The sequence below is a fragment of the Antarctobacter sediminis genome, from assembly GCF_019218285.1.
GTDB classification, from domain to species: domain Bacteria; phylum Pseudomonadota; class Alphaproteobacteria; order Rhodobacterales; family Rhodobacteraceae; genus Antarctobacter; species Antarctobacter sediminis.
Map to the genome: position 1 here is coordinate 562839 of NZ_JAHUZG010000001.1, position 18511 is coordinate 581349.

Sequence of the window (18511 nt, forward strand, 5' to 3'; positions counted from 1 at the left end):
CTCTGGCGGCGTGGGGGTCAGTCCTTGGGGCTGTCCCCGGCTGCCCGGATTTTCCAATCGCCTGCCAAGTGGTGCCACCTACCATGGGGATCATGACAGATCAGTGACGGCCGGGCGTGAAACATGGACAGCCGCGCAATGTCATCGCGGCCAAGCAGGCCAAGGTGGTGACAGGCATGACGGAAAGAGGCGCCATGGCCAACGTGGATCGTCAGCAGGCCGGGTTTTGCAGTGGCGCGGATGTGACGGGCCACGCGCGCACCCGCCTGCATCAGGCTTTCGGCACCCTCCAGCGGCAGGCGGTATTCACTGTCTGATTTCCACCCCGGCGGCGGCGCGTCGTAACGGGGATCGTCGTGCAGGGCGGTTTCGATTTCGGCCAGGGTGAGATTGGCGGCGCTGCCCAAGCCACGTTCGGCCAGATCCGGTGTTTCGGCGACGGTTTCGACCGGATACCCTGCGGCTTGCAGGCCCTGAAGGATGTGTTGCGCGGTTTGCCATGCCCGCAGCTGATGCGAACTGTGCATCACCGGCGCCGGTGTCAGGCCATGGGTTTCGATCATTCGGGCCAGCAGGATGGCGCCTTGCCGGGCCTGCGCGCTTCCGTCTTCGGTCAGGGGCCATGGCTGGCGGGCCGAGGGCACACCCTTGCGCTGATGATAGGCGCCGTGCCGAAAGAAGGCCACATAGGCGCGCTCAGCCATTGAACAGGGCCCGTCCGTATTCGGCCATGGCGTCAAAGTCGATCCGGCCCGACACCTCGCAGACCCGCACGCCGGTCATGGCGTCCAGATAGGCAGCGGGGTCGGGGCTGTTGCCATTGGGTTCGAAACGCCCGTCGGGGTGCTGGTAAAAGGGGCCGGGGCTTTTCATGATGGCGCTCAGCAAGTCGGGGCGATGGGCCAGATCGACCTCCGTTACAGCTGTCGGTGCCGCGCTGTCATGGCTCCAGTTCAGGACCCAGAAATCGGTCAGCGGACCGTGATAACGGATGCGGTCGGGGCCGTAGACCTGCGGGATGATCAGGTCATGTTTGTCCTCAAGCGCCCAGAGTTCAGACACGGGCAGGGATCGAAGCTCGGCCGTGCGTTCCGGTGTCAGCATGGCGTGCAGACGCGGATTGCCAAGGATTGTGCCCGGATTGATGCGGGGATGCTTGGGGATGCCCAAGGCCTGCGCGGGGGCACCGGCCTGCACCAGAACGCGGTCGTTGCTGACAAAGGCGATACCGTCGATATCCATCATCCGAAGGATCGAGGTGGATTTGCCGCCGCCCGACAAACCCGAAATCGCAAGCGTTCGCGTACCGTCGGTCACCGCGGCGGCATGGGCCAGTTGCCAGCCCGCGCGCAGGCAGGTGTTCAGAACCTGCGTATTGATGAAATTGATGACCGTGCTTTCGTTTTCGTCCAATGGGCCGAAAGCGATGGCCAGATCCGGGCCTTGCAGGAAGGTCACGCCGCTGCGGACCTTGCGGATCAGTCGCGCGCCATCGAGATCGTGGATCGCGTCCTTGCGGCCGCTTTTGCCGCCTTCGCGCAGCCAGTCTGTCCACGCTGGTTCGGTGCCAAGGGTCTGGCCCGGCAAAAGATGCACGTCGAGGTTTCCGGGCTGATCGGTCAGCGCCGCGTCGAAATACCGGATCAGGGCGCTGCGCAGCGGCTCTGGGCAATGGACAGAGACCCCAACGTGGCCGACGCGCAGATGAAAGGCGGCCTCATGCGCCACTGTCAGATCAAGATCGCTCAGGATGTCATTGACGGTCATGCGGAAACCTCTGTCAGCACGTGGTCTGCCACCTTGGCGGCGGCGTCGATCCCGCATCCCTTGAGCGCCCCGGAATAGCCGCCAAAGGCCGAAACCTCGAAGACGATCGGACCATCGGGGGTCATGGCTATGTCGACGGTGGTAAAGGTCAGGCCAAAGGGTGCCTGTGCGCGACGGCCCAGTTCGATCAGTTCAGGTGTTGGATCGAAGGGTTCATATTTCCCGCCCGAGTGGATCGTCGTGTTCCAGCTGCCGGTCTGGCTGACGCGGGCGTAGGTGCAGATGTAGTCGCCGTTCAGGAACACCATGCCCAGATCATGCCCGGAGAGATCTGCCTTTTGCTGGATGTACATGACCGGGTTCTCCGCCTTGAACCCTGCAATCTGCGCCTTGGCATCGGGGGCGTCGGCCTGCAACAGCAACATGCCGCGTGCCTTGGTGGAAAAGAGCGGTTTGAACACCGCAGCACCGAAACGGGTCAGCGCGGCCTGCGCGGCGTCCAGGTCTTCGGTGATGACGGTGGCGGGCATCGGGACGCCTGCATTTGACAGGGTGACGGTACAGGCCAGCCGGTCCATCAGCCGAATGACGCTGTGCGCAGGGCTGAAGACGCGGACGCCGCGGGCCTCGGCGACGCGCAGCATCTCTAGCCGGTCAAGCGCATGGGGGCTGTAGGTTTCCGACACCTTTTTCAGGACCAGACCGTCCAGTGTGCACAGGTCCACGTCGTCGCACAGCAACTGGCCTTTGGACAGGTCCAGCGTGACCCGCGCCATGTCGATCACCTTGCGGTATCCGGTGCGGGTTTCGAATGCGTCGGCCAAGGCTTCGGTCGACCATTTTCCGGGCGTCCCGATGACGCCGATGCGTTTACTCATCGAACAATTCCTTTATGGGCAACTTGAACCGGGCCTCGCGTCCCTCGGGCACAGCCAGCGCGGATTCAAGGATGTATCTGGCACGCAGCAGCATGCGGCGCGCGTGGGACTGGTCGACGACAAAGCGCGTCGAACTGGCAAAGGACCGCGCCAGTCCAAGGGCGAGGCGGTATTCAAAGGTGGCGTCTTTCTGGCGGCGGGCGAACTTGGCGGCCATTGCGTGCATCTGGGTGGCCACCGCAGAAATCCGCGCGCGGGTCTGCGCATCCAGCACTTGCAGGCGATAGTTGGATACCATGAAGACCGAAACATCCTGCACGTAATCCATGTAGCGCGAGCGGTGCAGGTCGATGAAACGGATCTTGCGGCTGACCGGGTCATAAATCACGTTGTCGAGGTTGAAATCCCCGTGGATGTAGACCGAGAAGGGTGCCGGCAGCCGGGCCTCTCGCTTGGCCGCCGCGGCGATCAGATCGTCAAAACCCTCGATGACCAGCCCGTTCAGAACCTGACGCCCACGGGCATGGCGTGGATGCAGGCGATAGACATCTTTCATGCGTTTGGCCAACTGGTCCATGGCGCGCATTTCGGCGGGTTCCCCGGTAAGGGTCTGCCGCCAGATGTCGCGGACGGTGCGGTGCAAGGCGTCGGTGGCTTCGGCCAGGGCCTTGTCGCTGCCGCCCAGAACGATGTCCTCAAAGGTCTCACCTTCAAGGTGTTCAATCAGCAGCGCGGCGCTTTTGCCGCTTTTTTCATAGGACAGGATTTCGGGGGCCAGACCGGGATAGACCGAGTTCCAGCTTTTGACGCCGACGCGCTCTTCCTTGACCTTGTGTTTGTCACCGTCCTTGAACACTGCGGCCACCGTCTTGCCTTTGGCATCGCGCAGCGAGACCGACGAAATGGCCGAACCCGACCGTGTTTCGGCCAGAGGTTGCAGGGTGATTTCTTCGTCACGCGACACCCCGGCCAGAACGCTGCGCAGGGTGAAATATCTTTCGAACTGAACCGACTGCCCGATGTTGATCGACAGGATCGCCTCCGAGATCGTCTGCAAGGCTTCGCCCATGCGGGTGACTTCGTTCAGCGCCAGCAGGGCAAAGGCGAGGTCCTCGGTGTGCTTGGTGCCCTGCATGTCACGGGTGTAGGTGCGGAACAGTTGATCGTGAAAGCGGCCCATGTCGGTATGGATCTGCCCGATCTGCACCGCCAGCTTGCTGTCGCGTGCTTCCAGCGCATCGTGAATGCGGGCGACGGTCTTGCGCACTTTTTTCAGCGGGGCGACATAGGTGTCTGCCCTCAGCAATTTCTGGCGCTGGATGCGTTCGGCCTGATCCACGGCGCGACGGCCAAGCCGCGAGATCAGGTCGAGGTTCCGGGCAATCGTATCGATGCCTTGCAGGCGCAGGTTCTGCGGATCGGGTTTCTTGCCGCGCATCATGCCGGTCAGACAGGCCTTGCGGACGCGCGACGACAGATTGTTGGAATACCCGGCCCGCTGGACCAGTTGCAGGGCTACCTCGGATCGGGGGTCTGCGAAATAGGAGATCAGCCGGGACAACTGTCCATCCATCTCGGCAAGGAGAAAGGACATGTTCTCGGCGATGGCGTCGGGGCGTGACACGCTCGGGCTCCTTGTCAGTTCATGGTCCGCGCGCAATGGCAGGTTTCCGCGACACATGGATGACAGCGCGCGTCGTCGGGCGTATGAGGTGGCCGCGGTTCAAGGCGCCATATGGGCCAGCTTTGCCGCGGATGCAAAGCGACAAGCCCGCGCCCGCCCGGAGAATGCGATGAAACCGACCCCGATCACCGTGCAGCGCGAGGTCAGCCTGCCTGATGATCTGCGCGTGGCCCGCGCCGAAAGCGCCCCGCATCTGGGGCCTCGTATCCTGTTTTTCAGCGGGGGCAGCGCATTGAACGGCGTGTCGCGCCGGCTCAAACGGTACAGTTTCAATTCGATGCACCTGATCACGCCGTTCGACAGCGGCGGCAGTTCGCGCGAACTGCGCGAGGCATTTGACATGCCCGCCGTTGGCGATCTGCGGTCCCGCCTGATGGCGCTGGCCGATGAAACTGTCCTTGGGCAACCCGATGTTTATGCCCTGTTCACCCACCGCTTTCCCAAGACCGCAGAGGCCAAGTGCCTGCGGGCCGAGGTGCAGCGCATGGCCAAGGGCAAACATGCGCTGATGTCGGCCATTGCGAAACCGATGCGCCAGTTGATCCAGAGCCAACTGGACAGCTTTCTGGCCGAGGTGCCGGACCGGTTCGACTATCGCAACGCCTCGATCGGCAACCTGATCCTTGCGGGCGGTTACCTGTCTCACGGCCGGGCGCTGGAGCCGGTGCTGTTCATGATGTCAAAAATGGTCGACGTGCGCGGCACCGTGCGGGCCGTTGTCGACGAAAACCTGCACCTTGGTGTTGATCTGAAAGACGGCCGCCGGATCATCGGCCAGCGCGCCCTGAGCGGCAAGGAAGTGCCCCCGATCAACAGCCCGGTGGTCCGCTGTTTCCTCTCTGCTTCGCCAGACGAGGAACGGCATGTCGATGTGCCGCTGCCCAAGCGGAACCGCAAGCTGATCGAGCAGGCCGATGTGATCTGCTATCCGCCGGGCAGCCTGTATTCCAGTATTATCGCCAATCTGCTGCCTTCGGGCGTGGGCAGGGCTGTGGCGGCCCGGCCTGTTCCCAAGGTCTATTTGCCCAGCGTCGGCAAGGATCCCGAAGCCATGGGCCATGACCTTGCCGATCAGGTCGCCGCGATCCTTGCGCCGCTGATGGCGGATGCCGGGGCAGGGGCGCGGGCCGTGGACCTGATGACCCATGTGCTTTGCGATACGGATGTCCCCGAGCCGTCCTGCGCCGAAGTCACGAAACGGCACGGAATTCCCTGCATCCGTTTGCCCCTGCGACAGCCGGGCGCGGCCCTGTACGACGATGATCTGGTCGCGCGGGTGCTGATTTCGCTCAACTGACCGGCGCACGCGCCGTCCGGATCAGATGAAATCCGCGGCGGTGATATCGCCCGGGGCCAGCCCCTCCAGCGTGATAAAGACTGTCGGATCGGCGGTGAGGGCGACGCGCAGGCCGTCGGTCTCGGCGGTGACGGTCAGGTCGTCGAAACTCAGGCCGCCCGTCAATTGGATGACGTCCGAGCCGTCTTCGAAATCCAGCACCCGGTCCTGGCCGGAACTGTCGCCGAAGATGAACTGGTCCGGGCCAGAGCCGCCCACCAGAATGTCATTTCCGGTACCGCCGTCGATGGTATCCGCACGACCGCCGCCATAGATCTGGTCATCGCCATCGCCGCCGCTCAGCGCGTTTCGGCCACCGTTGCCGGACAGAACATCATCGTAGTCCGAGCCGATCAGGTTGCCGATGGAGACAAGGCTGTCGCCCTCGGCATGACCGCCCGCGGCAGAGTTGCTGAACAATGCGACCGTTACCCCGGCGTCAGAGGTTTCATAGCTGGCGGTGTCCCGGCTGTAGCCGCCATAGATCTGATCCGCGCCTGCGCCGCCGATGAACACATTGTCGTTGGCGTCACCGGACAGAACATCGTCGTGGTCCGACCCCGTCAGGTTTTCGATCGAAGCAAAGCTGTCGCCCTCGGCGTCGCCGCCCGAGGCCGTGTTGTTGTAAAGCGCGACACGGATGCCGCTGTCGGAACCTGCGTAGCTGACCGTGTCGAGGCCGTCACCGCCGTCCATGATGTCGGCACCGGCCCCGCCGACCAGCAGGTCGCTGCCGTCCCCGGCGGTCAGCGTGTCGCTGCCTGCTCCGCCGATCAGGATATCCGCGCCCGCTCCGGTCGAGATGTCGTTGGCGGCAGAGTTGCCGGTCACCGTATCGTCGCCCGATCCCGTCACCGCGTTTTCGATCACCGCGCCCCGGGCGATGCCGAAGGTTCCGACATAGCCGTCGAGGTCAGACCAGGTTTCGGCCAGCAGGCTCAGTCGCTGATCTGCTGTGCGGCTGCCAAGGTCGATGGTGTCGATGCCGTCACTGTCAAAGATCGTCACGGCATAACCCGGGGCCAGATCCATCCCTGCACTGGTCAGCGGCGTGCCATCACCATAGACCGTGTTCCCCGTATGCACGTTGTCGGGCGTGCCATAAAGTGTATGAATGGCAAGGATATCGGCCATCTGTGGCGTCGCCAGATAGGCATAAGACGCATCGACGTTCGGATTTTCCCACTGCGCGAAATACGACATGACCGACATCTGCCAGCTGTCGTTGGCGTAATGGGCGTCAGAGGCAAAATCGCCGCTGCCATTGTAGTTGCCGCCGTGCCCCAGACCCAGAGCATGGCCGATTTCATGGATATAGGTCTGGTAGTAATAGTCGGCGTTGCTCTGCCAGCTGACATGTACGTTGACCACGGAATAGGCGATTTCATTCCACGATGTGTAAACCGCCGAGTAGGCATAGGCCCCGGTGTCGGTGTGCTGAAAGGTGATGTCGGCATCTTCGATCGTGACGGTGAACACCAGCCCCGAAACCGCCGACCACGCGTCCAAAGCGTCCAGTGCAGCCTGTTGGCCCATGGCGTCCAACGCGGTGATGTTCACCGAAATTTCGTCGCCGTATTGCACATCGAAGGCGCGCCAGTCGCCGCCGCCGTCCTGCCAGTAGGCATGGGTCAACTGATAGGCGACCTGATCCAGCGTGTAGACCGGCTTGGCATTGGCGGGATCATCGGATTCACCATCCTGCGGACGCGCGGATGTTGGTCCTGTCAGGCCGTGAAAGTCATAGTCCGAACGGGGATCTAGGCTTTGGCAGAGAAAACACATGAGCAGGCTGTGTCCTTCGTGTCAGTGCGCGCGACCGTGGTGATCGGCGGGTGCAGAGGCGTGTCCCGGACGGGTCGCCTCTGTCAGGAGGGTGTGGCTGAACGCCGGAAAACATGAGGTCACGAGACAAGCGGGGGCAGCGGTATGTGCAACGGCGGCAGCGAACCGTTTGTGGGCCATCATGTGTTTCATCCTGCGGCAGCGTTTCGGGCAGCGGACCGATGGCAGTTCGGTCACCGGATGATCTAGCCCCCCGAGTTTGGGATTGGCTGGGCCAGAACGTGTTGATGTTGCGTCATTGGTGAGCACATCGAAACGATGTATCGCCGTAAGGATACACCGTTTCCAAGCGGGTTGGATCGGTCCGGGCCTGCCATCGGCGGATTTTGGGCTGTTCAACTGGGGGTTGCGGCGCTTGGGCGCCGATTACCTGCCAACGGACGGATGACCCGCCGTTGGGCAAGGCGCGCCGCGGCTGGCGCGGGCGGCTCAGGTGAAATCGTCGGCGGTGATATCGCCCGGGTTCAGCCCCTCAAGCGTGATATGCACGCTGGGATCGGAGGCAAGGGCGATCCTTTGCCCCGAGGCGACCGTGGTCACCGTGAGATCGGCAAAGGTCAGTCCGCCAGTCAGTTGAATCAGGTCCGTGCCGTCCTCGAAATCCAGAACGGTGTCCTGACCGCTCTGGGTGCCAAAGACAAAGTGATCCCCCCCGGGGCCGCCGCTCAACGTGTCGTTCCCGGACCCGCCGTCCAGCGTGTCGGAGGACCCGCCGCCATAGAGCTGGTCATCGCCGTCCCCCCCGATCAATATGTTCCGTCCACCATTGCCCGACAGAACGTCGTCGTGATCCGATCCGGTCAGGTTTTCGATGGACACAAGCGTGTCGCCGGTGGCATCTCCGCCGGTGGCCGAGTTGTTGAACAGCCCGACGCGGACCCCGGCGTCGGACCCGGCATAGCTGGCCGTGTCGGCGCTGAAACCGCCATAGATCCGGTCTGCTCCGTCGCCGCCTTCGATCGTGTTGCGCCCGCTGTCGCCGGACAGTTCATCGTTGAAATCGGATCCGATCAGGTTCTCGATCGACACCAGCATATCGCCGGACGCATGGCCCCCGGAGGCGCTGTTGTTGAACAGGCCGACCCGAACCGCGGAATCCGATCCGGCATAGCTGGCCGTGTCGGAATTGAAGCCGCCATAGATCTGGTCACCGCCCGCGCCGCCTTCGATGATGTTTGCGCCGCTGTCGCCCGAAAGTTCGTCGCCAAATTCCGATCCGATCAGGTTCTCGATCGAGATCAGGCTGTCACCGGCGGCATGCCCTCCCATCGCCGTGTTGTTATAGAGCGCGACCCGTACCGGCGCGTCGGAATCGGCAAAACTTGCCGTATCCAGATCCGTACCACCGTCGAGAATGTCCTGACCCGCACCGCCATTCAGCGTGTCATGCCCGGCCTGACCTCGGATGGTGTCGTTTCCGGCATCGCCCCGGACAAGGTCATCGCCGGCACCGGCCTCGATCAGATCGCCGCCATCCGGCCCCGAACCGCCGTCGCCGCCAAGGATCGTATCATCTCCGGCACCCCCCAGAATGGTGTCATCGCCGTTGCGGCCTTCAAGCCGTCCCGGCGCCGCCAGCCCCAGCAGGATGTCGTCGGACAAGGTGCCGATCGCAGGGTTGGCCGAAAGCGTGCCGAAGTTGAAGGTCGCGCGGATGATGCCGACGGTCATGTCGTCGAATTGCAGCGCAGTGAATCCGCTGAGCTGATCCACCCCGTCCGGTCCGCTGATCTGGACGATCGGGTCCAGCACTTGCTGAGGCGTCTGGATCACATAGTCGGACCGCAGCCCGGAAAACACCGCAACGCTGGAATAGGCGGCAAAGGACAGCCAACTGCCCGTCAGGATGTCATTGCCGGGGCCGCCATCAATGATCGAATTTCCAATCGACGCGGAAATCGTATCATCGCCCATGCCGCCTTCGGCACTGCCTGTGCCACTTAGAACCGTCATGAAAATCAGGTCATCGGCAAGCCGGCGGCTGCCATCGGAAAAGAGGATGTCCCCCAGCAGCGGCGGCGCGCCGTCACCGGTTTGGATCTGTACGATGCGATTGTCAAAGACCAGCCGTTCGACGTTGGTCAGCGTATCGGTGCCTTCGGGGCCGTCGACCTGCACATACCGTATCCCGCCTTGCTGATAGGTGGTGACGGTGTATTCGGATCTGCGGCCGGAATAGATGGCAAGGTCCAGCCCGGGGCCGCCATCTATCGTGTCGTCTCCCGGTCCGCCGATCAGCGCGTCATTGTCTGCGCCGCCTTCCAGCAGGTCATTGCCTTCGTTACCTTCGAGCCTGTCGCCACCCGATCCACCCTGAACGGTATCGTTGCCTTCCATGCCGCGGATCAGGTCCGGATCGCCGCCGCCTTGCAAGAGATCATGACCGTCATTGCCAACGATCAGATCATCGCCATCGGTTCCGACAATGGTGCCGTCGTTTTCAAAGCCTGGAATGCTGGGCAGGACAAATTGTTCGCCGTCCGTCAGGTCACGGAACCCGGCGATGGTTTCGGCAAAGGCCGCGCGGTCGATCCCGAACCATTGCAGCGTCTGCTCGATGACCCATGCTTCCATTTCGGCGCGCCAGAGATCAAGGCCGGAACGGGCGTCGGGATGTGTTGACGCGACCGGGTTGCCGGCGCTGTCGTAATAGCGGCTTTCCTGGATCGTGATAATCCTGTCCAGTGATGGCAGGTAATAATCGTTTGGCGACCCGTCGATCTGGTAGGGACCTTCGAAATCTTCGGCGGTCACACCGGCCGGATCGAAGATGAACGGCGAGCCCCCGTAGCCATAGGCGCTTCGGCCTTCGATCTGATCGAACCCGGCGCTGTAGAATTCGGGAAAGGGAGCACCGTCGAGATAGGCTTCGTACCGGAAGTTTGAAATCGGGACAGCGGTCACGCGGGTCAGGACATATTCCACGACGTCTTCAAAGAAGGCCATGACATCCTCGATCTGTCGCGAGATCTTGTCCGATGCGATTTCATCTCCTTCGAGTTCGCGCGCGACTTCCATCCGGACGTAAAGCGTATAGGCAACCGCGGCGATACCTGCCTTGAGCGCGTTCAGCGCCGTGGGCGGATCGCTGGGTTCCATCATCTGCGTCGCCTGTGCAAGCGCGTCACGCAAGGCCCGCGAGGCATCTGCGATGATCTCGGCGCGGTCGATATCAGGGTCAATCGAATATGAGGCCAAGAGATCCAGAGCACTGGCCGCGCGGGATTGCGCGCTGGCCAGCAATTGCTGCTGGAGATCGGAAAACTCGGAAATGATGAGCTCGGTCAGGGCGCGCTCCATTTCGACGATATCGTCCTGAAGCTGTTCGATCTCGTCTTTCAGCTCGGCAATTGCGGCAAGGTTGGGATCCTCGACGTCATTGAAGGTGCCGTTGCCGTTCACATGAGCATAAATCTCGGACGCGATGGTGTAGACCGTTCCGGCAATGGTGAGAACATTGGCGATGGAACTGAAACCATTTCCGCCCAAAAGCCCGGAAACACCTTTATCGATCTGAAAGAATGGCATGGTCGTCTATCCCCCTTGGCGCGGTCTGTTCATGCTTTGCGCCAGGATCGACCGCCGAGGCCTGTCCCGTGTGCAGGGAAGGACGCTGTTCGGAACCACCTTTGTGACAATGTAAACCGCAAATTATTTTATATCTTTTACGTTAGGGAAAGTTCCTTTGCAGGTCGAGGGCAATACAGGATTTTCAATGCGATCAGGGGCAGGGCGCAACCAGCCGTAAATTGGCGCGAACCATCAAAGGCAATGCAGCGAACACAGCAGGGCTCAATACGCTGCACATCCCGGACTTCAAAAACCTGAGGGAAGACAGCGACGACGCAAATGTCGGGCCCAAGGCCAAGCCGGTACAGAAGCATGATCGGGCTACTATGGGCTGACTTTCGGACGCCAAAGGCTCTTGCGATCGCAGCCGCCACAGCCACACGGCGACAGGTGGCCGGGAATGGGGTAGGCTCGGACAACCGAGCCAGACCGGAGCCCCGACATGAAGCAACTATTCGCAGTCTTGTTTGCCTGTCTTATCGCTCCTCCGCTGCTGGCTCAAACCGGGACCGAGTGCCCCATTCCCGAGGTTCGGTTCGACCCGACGGCAAGCCATGCCGAAAGGCTGGATGCCGCGATCATCTCGCAGACCTTTGTGATCTGCACGCAGCGTCAATCGCTCAGGGACACGGCCCGCATCAAGCCAGAGGGGGACGCAGAGCTGGTCCGGTCGATGCTTGATGCGTTCGAAGCGGACCTTGATCTCTTGACCTCGCGCCTCACCATGCCGCCGATCGAAGACTACCGTGCGGCGTTCGCCCGCATCGGGCGCGACAAACAGGCGGTGGCCTGGGCGGACTACCTATCGGCCACGGCCGCCCTGCATTTCTACGACACCTGCAACCGAGCCAAAGGCGAATGCGCCATCGACTTGCCGATCATGAAGGCCGTACCAGACCGGCACGGCATGGCGCCGCGACCCTGGGTTGCGATGATTGCCCGCACGATGCGCCCCGAACCGATGCCGCCCTGGTTCCGCTTGGGGTCGGTTTCGATGCGCTACGAACCCGACAGCCTCGCCTTTCTGCGGATCAAGTCCAAGCTGGACGAGGCGACCCGCGCCCGGGATGAGGCAATCCGGGTGCTGGACAAGGCAAAGGCCGATCTTGCTGCGCAGCTGGACAAGCGGGCCGGGGTGCTGGCGCCGCTTCGACAGCGGATCGAAAAGGATCGTCAGACCCTGTTCCGGATGGAGATGCAGCGCAAACCCGACAGTAACAAAGTGATGAAGGACCCGGGGTGGCAGGCACGGGCAGACATCGCGCGGCGTGCCGAGAAGCGGGTGGATGAGTTGGATAGGGCTATGGCCTCTGTCTTTGCCACCGAAGGGAATACCGCCGCCGGGCAAAAGCGCTTGCGCGAGATGCAGGATGAACGCGACGCAGAGGCTTTGCGCGCAGATACGGCATGGGCCGAACGCATTGCCATGTTGCAACCCGACTATACGGCAGAAGAACGCGCTATCCGCGAGAAACTGGAACAGGAAATAGGTGTGAACCAGCGCGATCACGACCGCAGGCAAGCGATCTATGACGGCTGGATCAGAGAGGCGGAAATTAAACTCGTCAAGGCTCAGGTCACGCTGGACGCGGCCTATGAAGTGCTCGGCGCCGCCCAAAAAGAGATGCAGAAGTGGTACGCCGGTCAATCCGTTGCGAGCGTCCTGCTGATCGAAACCGATCATGCCCGTTTCGTGCCCGCGAAAGGGGACGAGCTGGACAAGCTCCGCACCGAGATCGCAAGGCTGGAAGCCGAGATTGCGGACAGAGAGGCACGACGCGCCGACCTTCAAGCTAAGCGCGAAGAGGCCCGTCAGGCGATGTTGGCCGCTGGACAAACCGCAGACCGCATGAATGACCGTTTGGCGGCTGCGGGCCTGGCTTCGATGATGGCGCAATATGCCGTGGAGGCGGGGTTTTCCGCCCGCGATTTCATCAAGTCGATCCGCGGCGGACCGGCGGCCATGTTGGCCGAGGCCGCGCGGCAGGGGGTCGGCATCTACCTGTCGCCGCCCAGTTACTATGATGCCTCCACGAAACGGCTCTCTGACTATGCTCGTGGTCAGGATACCCCCAGCGACTGGGCGCTTGTCGATCTTGATAGCCTGACCAGTCGTGAAACGCTGGTCAAAACCGTCGAGAAAAACTGGGCCAACCTCCCGCTCAAGACACTTGTCCAAAGTCTGACGCAGGAAAACCTGTGGCGGGACCAGCGGATCGGTTGGAAACAGTTCAAAACCGTCGACGGCAACATGTGGCAACAGCTCAGGAAAATCGGTGAGACCGAGGTTGAGCTGGAGAAAGTCACCAAGGAATTGCGCGCAATGACTGGCCGGGCCGGGGCATTTGCCGCCGTCAAATCGTTCACCACGAAACTGGGCGAAGGCGTTGCCAAAAGCATCGCAAAGGAGGCCACGAAAAAGGCCATGGCCGAGATCCTCGAAGGCAGCCAGTTCGAGGAATACATGTTGGCGCAGGTCGATCTAAGCCAAGCGGTGGCGCGTTTCCAGCACGCCGGGGGCCTGTATTGGAGCAATGAGGACCTGCTTGCGCTTGCACGGGCCAAACTCTCGGGACTTTTGCAACGCGATCTGGGCCCAAGCCTGTTGATAGACGAGCGCAATGAACCGTTTTATCCGCAAGAGGGTTATGCGCTCCGGTTCGAGTTCTCGGCCAGCAGCGCGGCACAACTGCGGGACGCCAAGATCGAGGTATTCCTTGCGGGCCTGAAACTGGAGCGCGATCAGGGAACGACACAATTTATCTGGCGTCTTTCGGCAGAGGCCGCCGAACGCTTGCACAGGGGTCTGCCAGAGGCGCTGCCGATCGAGATCTTGGTACAATAGGCGACGATCCAGCGCAGTTTCACAAGAATTCCGGGCGAAGAGATCGTCAATAGAATGCCCTTGCCGACCCCGCCGTTCCGTAGCGCTGAGGCGCGACTTCCAAACCCGGCAAGACCGCCCTTTGGCGGCCGTTTTGGTCACATTTCTTGGGGAGTTATGGCGGAGAGACAGCCCGCCAAGGTTAGGTTGCGACTTTTCGCACATCGTCGCGATTGTCCGTTTCTTGTCAGTGGGATGCTCCAGAAGTTTGCGAATCCGACCCCTCCATCCGTTGCAATCTGTCGCAAAACAACGCATTGATTTAGGCGGGTGAGTTGATGGGTATGAGATGCCGCGTGTAGCCAAAGAGCTGTCAGCACTAGATGTAAAGAGGTTGCAGCACCCCGGAAGGGGAAGCAACGCGCTCTTTGCCGTGGGTGGGGTACACCGGCACCGTACATGCCGATGGGTTCACGGGCTTCAATGGTTTGTTCGGTGAGGGCAAGGCACACGAACAGGCCTGCCTCGTGCATGTGCGTCGTAAATTTGTAGACGAGTTTGAGCGTACCGGCTCGGAGATCGCCAAGGGGGCTATCGAACGGATTGCACAGCTCTACGCCGTCGAGAAGATGGCAAAGGGCAAATCCGCTGATGCGCGAGCAGCACTGCGTACTGAGCACGCTATGGCGATCTTCGATGAGCTGGAGACATGGCTGGCGGTACAGCTTCCCAAAATCTCCGGCAAAACCAAACTGGCCGAGGCCATACGTTATGCCCGTGGCCGCTTGCCCAAAGCCCGCGCCTACTTGAGCGATGGCCACTTGGAACCGGATAACAACATCTGCGAACGCTCCATTCGTCCAGTTGCTTTAGGCCGCAAGAACTACCTCTTCATGGGCTCCATCGGTGGCGGCAAAGCAGCCGCCATCGCATACACGCTGATCGAAACAGCCAAGATGAACGGCGTCGATCCAGAGGCCTGGCTCACTTGGGTCTTGGAGCGCCTTCCAGATCACAAGATCAACCGCCTCGGTGAACTGATGCCGTGGGTTTGGACGGAGGTCGCAGGTTGTCAAAGCGTGGGAACATGAACCTCGTACTCTCCCTGATCGCCTGCTTTGCTTCTGTCGAAGCAGGTGCTTTGGTCGTCTGCATCGGGATCATGATCCTCGATAGCGGTCTGTTGTCTGTGTTGGAAGGCGTCGCCGTCTGGGCAATCGCGCAACCTGTGATCCTCCCAATAGCCCTGCTGTCGTCCCCGGTTGGTGCATTATTGCGAATGGTGCTCGGCTTGGTGTTTGAGCAACCCGCCAAGGTCGCAATGACTGCCGGGGTGGCTGTGGGTATCATTGGCGCAGCGGCCTTCGCACATTCGACAAAAGATGGCGTAGCCGCCTGGGGGCCAATCCTGTTGATAGGTTCTCTTGCAGGGTTTTGCGGCGGCCTACCATGGTGGCGGATCGAAAAGCCGTACTTGGATCGACTCAATACAGAGCGTCAGCGATAAAACGCGGGTTCAACGGACGGATACTGAGCATGTCGCATGGCGTTGCGTTCAAGCGCAAATGGTATGGCGGGCACTTTGGCGGGTGTGGCCGCTTGAAGCGGTTTTTATCGCTTAAAATCAAAGATGTATGGCGGAGAGACAGGGATTCGAACCCTGGGTCCCCGTGAAGGGACAACGGTTTTCGAGACCGCCCCGTTCGACCACTCCGGCACCTCTCCGCGGGGGTCTTGGTAAGGGGGGCGTTTAGACAATTCATTCGGGCTGTGCAACAACCAAACTGAGGTTTTTTGAACTTCCTTGCGTCACCCGTGTTCGATCCGGTGAATTGTCTGGCATCCCGCCGCCAGCACGCGCGTTGCACAGTTGTTGCGGCAGCGCGGCTGGTTTACGTCTTGTGCAACCCATAATGCGTGAGGACGTCATGACACAGAAGAGACTGCGCGATTCCACCCCGGCGGCCCGCTGGGTGATGCGGGCGGCCTGCACTTGGATGGCCTGCCTGTGCCTCGCGTTACCGGTCCGGGCGGCCCCGATCGACGATCTCATGGGGGCGTTGCGGATCAGCGAGATGGTCGAGGTCATGCGCGACGAAGGCATGACATATGGGTCGGAACTGGCGGATGATCTGCTGCCCGGCGGCGACAGCCTTGCCTGGCAGGTGCTGGTTTCGGACATCTATGACAATGAAAGTATGCTGGCAGTTGTCGAAAAGGGCTTTGCCGGCGCAATCGCGGAAACCGATGTGGATCCGCTGATGGCGTTTTTTAACTCCGATCTTGGCAAGCGCATCGTCGACCTGGAACTTTCGGCGCGCAAGGCCATGGTCGACGACGCCGTTGAAGAGGCCGCGCGCGAGAAATACCGGAGCCTTCAGGGCAGCGAAGATCCCCGGCTGGCGCAGATCCAGCGGTTTGTCGAGGTGAACGATCTGCTGGAAGCCAATGTCAGCGGAGCGCTGAATGCCTCTTACCGGTTTTACAGCGGGCTGGTGGATGGCGGCGCGCTGCGCCTGTCCGAGTCGGAAATCCTCTCTGACGTTTGGCAGCAGGAGGAAAGCACCCGCGAAGATACCCGCGAATGGGTCTATGCCTATCTTCTTCTGGCTTATGAACCGCTAAGTGATGAGGATCTGGAGGCATATATCGCCCTGACCGAAACCGCGCAGGGCCGGGCATTGAATCAGGCGCTCTTTGCCGGTTTCAACAATATGTATGACACGATTTCCTATGCGCTTGGCCTTGCGGCAGCACGGTTGATGCAACAGCAGGAACTGTGACAGCCTGCAAGGGGCGATCCGGTTTCGGGCCGCCCCGATACAAAGGGCAACATTCCCTTGACAACGGCAGGTCCGACAGACCATAAGCCGCGCACGAGAAGGACGGGGCTTTTGGCCCCGCCTTTTGTTTTTGTTCAATGATCGTCCGAGAGGGCGCGCTGTTCGAGGCGGGGATGACCCCGGAAACACCGGAAACGGGGCCGAAGAACGCGGCAGAAAAGGAAAGACGCACTATGTTCGCGGTGATGAAAACCGGCGGCAAGCAATACAAGGTTCAGTCGGGCGATACGCTCCGGGTGGAAAAGCTGGCCGCAGACGCGGGTGAGACCGTGCAGTTCAACGACATCCTGATGCTGAGCGGTGACAGCACCGTTGTCGGCGCGCCCTTCGTGGCCGGCGCCGCCGTTCAGGCCGAGGTCATCGACCAGGTCAAGGGCGACAAGCTGATCCATTTCGTCAAGCGTCGTCGTAAGCACAGCTCGCAGCGTACCAAGGGCCACCGCCAGCAACTGACGCTGGTGCGTGTGACCGAAATTCTCGCCGAAGGCGCAGACGCAACCGGCGTCAAGGCTGCGATCGGTGCTGGTTCGGCCCCGAAGGCAGCAGCCCCGGCGGCGGCTCCGAAAGCAGCCGCAGCGGTTGAATCCGGTGATGACCTGACCCAGATCAATGGTGTCGGCCCCGCCGCAGCCAAGAAGCTGGTCGAAGCCGGTATCGCCACTTTCGCCCAGCTGGCGGCCGTGGATCCCGAAACCTTCGAGGCCACCAAGGTCAAGCCCGAGTGGGTCGAACAGGCCAAGACGCTGGTCTGAGACAGTTAAGGAGAGAGACTTATGGCACATAAAAAAGCAGGCGGTTCCTCCCGCAACGGTCGCGACTCCGCTGGACGTCGCCTTGGTGTAAAGCTGTACGGTGGCCAGGCCGCCATCCCCGGCAACATCATCGTGCGTCAGCGCGGCACCAAGTTCTGGCCGGGTGAAGGCGTTGGCATGGGCAAGGATCACACCATCTTTGCAACTGCCGAGGGCGCCGTGACCTTCCGCAAAGGTCTGAAGGGTCGCACCTTTATTTCGGTTCTGCCGGTGGCGGAAGCCGCGGAGTAACGCCGAGATCATCGCACGGAAACGGACGGGGGATCGGCGGCAAGACCGCCGGTCCCCCTGACTTTTTTGGGCCCGGATCGGACAAGTTCATTTTGGAAAGACCTGCGAAAGACAGGCGTCCTCCTGATCCGGTGATTGCACAAGAGGAGAGTGCACATGGGCCTTGTTGCAGGTCACACCCAACCCGTTGTTTCGACCGACCGTTTCGATCTGCGCCCGGTTCGTAAATCGGACATCGGCCTGATGGAATTGTATACGGGCGACGAGCGCGTTGCCCGCATGACGACCTCGATTCCACATCCGCTGCCGCCGGGCGCGGCCGAGGCTTTTGTCACCCGCGTGACGGCACCGGTGCGCGACGAAGACGTCTGGGCGATGGATGCGACCAAGGTTGGCGGGTCCGAGCTGATGGGGCTGATCGCGCTGGATCGCATGGACCGCAACCAGTCCGAGGTTGGTTATTGGGTGGCGCCGGCCTTCTGGAACACGGGGCTGGCCTCCGAGGCGGTGCGTGCGCTGGTCGAGGCAAATCCCATGGGCAATGCCACCATGTTTGCCAGCGTTTTTCAGGACAACGCGGCCTCGGCCCGGGTTCTGGTGAACTGTGGCTTTGAATACATCGGCGATGCCGAGGCATATTCGGTCGCCCGTAGTGCCAAGGTCCCGACATGGACCTATATCCGCAAGCTGGGCTGACGGCGCCTTTGGGGGCGATGCGCGG

The 18511-nt window shown here is 61.4% G+C and carries 13 protein-coding genes, 1 tRNA gene and 1 pseudogene; 8 read left to right on the plus strand and 7 right to left on the minus strand.

Translation table 11 applies throughout. From position 1 onward, the window contains the following. Positions 1 to 17 precede the first annotated feature (17 nt). Genes KJP30_RS02645 through KJP30_RS02660 form a run of 4 tightly spaced genes read right to left on the minus strand, consistent with a single transcriptional unit; the run spans position 18 to position 4269 of the window. The gene (locus tag KJP30_RS02645) at positions 18 to 704 is read right to left on the minus strand and encodes a histidine phosphatase family protein (RefSeq protein WP_218447457.1); all 687 of its coding nucleotides are present in this window, start codon (positions 702 to 704) and stop codon (positions 18 to 20) included. Continuing rightward, entirely contained in the window at positions 697 to 1767 is a 1071-nt protein-coding gene (locus KJP30_RS02650) for an HprK-related kinase B (protein ID WP_218447458.1), read from the minus strand. Before KJP30_RS02650 ends, KJP30_RS02645 begins: the two co-directional genes overlap by 8 nt. After that, positions 1764 to 2645: a GAK system ATP-grasp enzyme gene (locus KJP30_RS02655; protein WP_218447459.1), complete on the minus strand. Its 882-nt coding sequence runs from the start codon at positions 2643 to 2645 to the stop codon at positions 1764 to 1766. Before KJP30_RS02655 ends, KJP30_RS02650 begins: the two co-directional genes overlap by 4 nt. Then, the gene (locus KJP30_RS02660) at positions 2638 to 4269 is read right to left on the minus strand and encodes an aminoglycoside phosphotransferase family protein (protein WP_218447460.1); all 1632 of its coding nucleotides are present in this window, start codon (positions 4267 to 4269) and stop codon (positions 2638 to 2640) included. Before KJP30_RS02660 ends, KJP30_RS02655 begins: the two co-directional genes overlap by 8 nt. Positions 4270 to 4438: 169 nt before the next feature. Between KJP30_RS02660 and KJP30_RS02665 the strand changes: the two genes are divergently transcribed. Continuing rightward, the gene (locus KJP30_RS02665; RefSeq protein ID WP_218447461.1) at positions 4439 to 5626 is read left to right on the plus strand and encodes a GAK system CofD-like protein; all 1188 of its coding nucleotides are present in this window, start codon (positions 4439 to 4441) and stop codon (positions 5624 to 5626) included. Positions 5627 to 5647: 21 nt separating this feature from the next. Here KJP30_RS02665 and KJP30_RS25010 read toward each other — a convergent pair whose 3' ends face one another. Both KJP30_RS25010 and KJP30_RS02675 read right to left on the minus strand, forming a co-directional pair. Beyond that, entirely contained in the window at positions 5648 to 7450 is a 1803-nt protein-coding gene (locus tag KJP30_RS25010; protein ID WP_218447462.1) for a M10 family metallopeptidase C-terminal domain-containing protein, read from the minus strand. Positions 7451 to 7939: 489 nt separating this feature from the next. Continuing rightward, positions 7940 to 11038, minus strand: coding sequence for a calcium-binding protein (locus tag KJP30_RS02675; RefSeq protein ID WP_218447463.1), 3099 nt, complete (start codon positions 11036 to 11038; stop codon positions 7940 to 7942). A gap of 484 nt (positions 11039 to 11522) precedes the next feature. Between KJP30_RS02675 and KJP30_RS02680 the strand changes: the two genes are divergently transcribed. From KJP30_RS02680 to KJP30_RS02690, 3 genes and pseudogenes are all read left to right on the plus strand, one after another. Beyond that, positions 11523 to 13925, plus strand: coding sequence for a coiled-coil domain-containing protein (locus tag KJP30_RS02680; RefSeq protein ID WP_218447464.1), 2403 nt, complete (start codon positions 11523 to 11525; stop codon positions 13923 to 13925). A 419-nt stretch (positions 13926 to 14344) separates the two neighbouring features. Beyond that, positions 14345 to 14995 (plus strand): annotated as a pseudogene (gene tnpC, locus KJP30_RS02685) (IS66 family transposase); the annotation flags it as partial. Next, positions 14992 to 15411, plus strand: coding sequence for a hypothetical protein (locus KJP30_RS02690; protein WP_218447465.1), 420 nt, complete (start codon positions 14992 to 14994; stop codon positions 15409 to 15411). The pseudogene tnpC and the gene KJP30_RS02690, both read left to right, overlap by 4 nt. Positions 15412 to 15539: 128 nt before the next feature. Here KJP30_RS02690 and KJP30_RS02695 read toward each other — a convergent pair. Further along, positions 15540 to 15629: transfer RNA gene (locus KJP30_RS02695), tRNA-Ser, on the minus strand. A gap of 203 nt (positions 15630 to 15832) precedes the next feature. Here KJP30_RS02695 and KJP30_RS02700 point away from each other — a divergent pair. The 4 genes from KJP30_RS02700 (at position 15833) to KJP30_RS02715 (ending at position 18486) form a co-directional block, all read left to right on the plus strand. Continuing rightward, the gene (locus tag KJP30_RS02700) at positions 15833 to 16687 is read left to right on the plus strand and encodes a DUF2059 domain-containing protein (RefSeq protein ID WP_246594331.1); all 855 of its coding nucleotides are present in this window, start codon (positions 15833 to 15835) and stop codon (positions 16685 to 16687) included. Positions 16688 to 16920: 233 nt separating this feature from the next. Further along, positions 16921 to 17499, plus strand: a complete 579-nt coding sequence (locus tag KJP30_RS02705) for a 50S ribosomal protein L21 (protein ID WP_218448405.1) — start codon at positions 16921 to 16923, stop codon at positions 17497 to 17499. 21 nt (positions 17500 to 17520) lie between these two features. After that, positions 17521 to 17790 (plus strand): 50S ribosomal protein L27, encoded by a 270-nt coding sequence (rpmA, locus tag KJP30_RS02710; protein ID WP_043138588.1) that lies wholly within the window; start codon positions 17521 to 17523, stop codon positions 17788 to 17790. 156 nt (positions 17791 to 17946) lie between these two features. Beyond that, positions 17947 to 18486: a GNAT family N-acetyltransferase gene (locus tag KJP30_RS02715; protein ID WP_218447466.1), complete on the plus strand. Its 540-nt coding sequence runs from the start codon at positions 17947 to 17949 to the stop codon at positions 18484 to 18486. Positions 18487 to 18511 lie beyond the last annotated feature (25 nt).

Coding starts and splice junctions, on each gene's coding strand:
- KJP30_RS02645 (WP_218447457.1), bottom strand. CDS start 704: ATGGCTGAGCGCGCCTATGTGGCCTTCTTTCGGCACGGCGCCTATCAT.
- KJP30_RS02650 (WP_218447458.1), bottom strand. CDS start 1,767: ATGACCGTCAATGACATCCTGAGCGATCTTGATCTGACAGTGGCGCAT.
- KJP30_RS02655 (WP_218447459.1), bottom strand. CDS start 2,645: ATGAGTAAACGCATCGGCGTCATCGGGACGCCCGGAAAATGGTCGACC.
- KJP30_RS02665 (WP_218447461.1), top strand. CDS start 4,439: ATGAAACCGACCCCGATCACCGTGCAGCGCGAGGTCAGCCTGCCTGAT.
- KJP30_RS25010 (WP_218447462.1), bottom strand. CDS start 7,450: ATGTGTTTTCTCTGCCAAAGCCTAGATCCCCGTTCGGACTATGACTTT.
- KJP30_RS02675 (WP_218447463.1), bottom strand. CDS start 11,038: ATGCCATTCTTTCAGATCGATAAAGGTGTTTCCGGGCTTTTGGGCGGA.
- KJP30_RS02680 (WP_218447464.1), top strand. CDS start 11,523: ATGAAGCAACTATTCGCAGTCTTGTTTGCCTGTCTTATCGCTCCTCCG.
- KJP30_RS02690 (WP_218447465.1), top strand. CDS start 14,992: ATGAACCTCGTACTCTCCCTGATCGCCTGCTTTGCTTCTGTCGAAGCA.
- KJP30_RS02700 (WP_246594331.1), top strand. CDS start 15,833: ATGACACAGAAGAGACTGCGCGATTCCACCCCGGCGGCCCGCTGGGTG.
- KJP30_RS02705 (WP_218448405.1), top strand. CDS start 16,921: ATGTTCGCGGTGATGAAAACCGGCGGCAAGCAATACAAGGTTCAGTCG.
- rpmA (WP_043138588.1), top strand. CDS start 17,521: ATGGCACATAAAAAAGCAGGCGGTTCCTCCCGCAACGGTCGCGACTCC.
- KJP30_RS02715 (WP_218447466.1), top strand. CDS start 17,947: ATGGGCCTTGTTGCAGGTCACACCCAACCCGTTGTTTCGACCGACCGT.